We start from the raw sequence: 1,892 nt of genomic DNA, 5'->3' as shown, positions 1-1,892 counted from the left end.
ATGAGAGACCAAAAAATGACGGCCACCTTGTTTTGAAATATCTTCCAATAAGTCAGAAACTCCTTCAAATAAAATCGGGTGTTCTAGCTCTCTGGCTTCATTTTCCTTGTACTTTTCTAAAAAATGCTCTAAGTTGGGAGCGAATGCCTCAATCGCAAAAGGAGTAGAAACCTTTAAAGCTTGATAAACACTGTCATGGTCTTGTGTGATGCCATACAGTGCCAATGTTTCAACAAATGCAGCTGTTGAAGTTTCATAATTATCCAGTAAAGTTCCACCTAAATCCCAGATATAATCGTGATATTTCATACCCTTCATTATAGCATTTTTTTATGAAAAAAGCGATGATTTCCCTGATTTTTCCACATAAAAAACGAGAGAATAACTCCCGTTTTACTGATTTTTACCAAAGACATCTCGATAGAGCATTCCTGTTCGTAAACTCTCTGCGTCCCCTCCTAGTTGCTCCACCAACTCGTAGGCAAAGGCAAGAGCTGTCGAAGGGCCTCGACTGGTTGTCAACTGACCATCTACCACTACTGTTTCCTTGACATATTGACCATCAAGGATTTGCTCTTGAACGCCGTCATAACAAGTGTACTGCTTGTTTTTCAATAGCCCTGCTTGATTGAGGGCAATTGGCGCCGCACAAATAGCTGCTAATTTTTTTCCTTCTCGTTCGAAGCTTTGCAATTCTTGCATCAAGGCCTGATTATCCCGTAAATGTGCAGAACCAGGCATACCTCCAGGAAGAACAATCATATCATAGTCTGATAAATCACCATCAAAGACACGATCTGTTCTTACTTGGATTGCATGCGAACCAGTCACTTGCTCTTCAAATCCTACCATATCACAAGTAATATTGGCACGACGCAAAACATCTACAACTGTCAAAGCTTCAATTTCTTCAAAGCCCTGAGCTAACATAACTGCTACTTTTACCATGATTTTCTCCTTATTTAATTTGTTTTAATACAACCTTTTTCCGTTTGAATGGGACTTTTCCACTCTTTTCTTCAGCTAGATTTGTCTGGTAACTCATCGATAAAAGCAAGCCAACACCAATCAGATTACTGATAATAGCTGATCCCCCTTGAGAAATGAAAGGCAAGGGAATCCCCGTCAAGGGAAGCAAGCCTGTCACGGCACCTATATTTTCAAAGATGTGGAAGAGCAACATCATAATCAAGCCAGTGGAAATATAGGTGTAGAATTGGTTATTTGATTTCAGAGTAATCTTCAACATACGGTAAATCAGCATGAGATAAAGGGCAATAACAAGGACAGAGCCAATAAAGCCAAAATCTTCTGCAATGACCGTGAAAATCATATCCGACTCTCGAACTGGGATAAGCAAATTAGAAGCATTAAAACCTTGACCAAATAAGCCACCGCTTCCAATGGCAATCTGCCCCTGAGCCTGCTGGTAAGTGGTTGTTTGGGCAAACTCAAAGGGATTGAGCCAAGCCAAAATCCGATTGATTTGGTAGGTAGGCATTCCAATCTGGTGAAGAAAAGCTCGTCCGTCCTTGCTAATAAAGATGGCTAAGAAACCAGCAACTCCTGTTACAGCAGTCACAAATACTGGGATAATAATTTTCCAAGAAACCCCCGATAATAAAACGATTCCTGAGAAAATAGCCACAAAAACCAAAGCCGTCCCCAAGTCACTTTGAAGTGCCAAAAGAACTAAGACTGGAATGGTAAAGAGAATCATCCAGAAAATCAACAAAAAGTCCAGCGGAACCGTGCGTCGCCATTCCTTATGTTTTTTTGTAAATTGGACAATGACACGGGCCAACATGAGGATATAGGATATCTTCATAAATTCTGACGGCTGGAACAAAGTAATCCCATTTATGGATACCCAGTTTTTGGCACCCGTTGAT

3 protein-coding genes are annotated in these 1,892 nt (G+C 40.6%); all 3 read right to left on the bottom strand.

Annotation, left to right across the window (positions count from 1 at the left end; all coding sequences use genetic code 11):
• Window positions 1-309, bottom strand: a 309-nt coding sequence (locus SMIDD26_RS12840; RefSeq protein WP_246746945.1) for an HAD hydrolase-like protein, incomplete at its 3' end; no start/stop codon positions are given.
• 84 nt (window positions 310-393) lie between these two features.
• Complete coding sequence (locus SMIDD26_RS05110) at window positions 394-948, bottom strand: DJ-1 family glyoxalase III (RefSeq protein WP_061439310.1); 555 nt, start codon at window positions 946-948, stop codon at window positions 394-396.
• A gap of 10 nt (window positions 949-958) precedes the next feature.
• A partial coding sequence (locus SMIDD26_RS05105; protein WP_246746916.1) for an FtsW/RodA/SpoVE family cell cycle protein occupies window positions 959-1,892 on the bottom strand: 934 nt, incomplete at its 5' end.

It is taken from the genome of Streptococcus mitis (assembly GCF_001579035.1).
GTDB classification, from domain to species: domain Bacteria; phylum Bacillota; class Bacilli; order Lactobacillales; family Streptococcaceae; genus Streptococcus; species Streptococcus mitis_J.
This window is presented reverse-complemented; position numbering and strand designations above follow the sequence as displayed.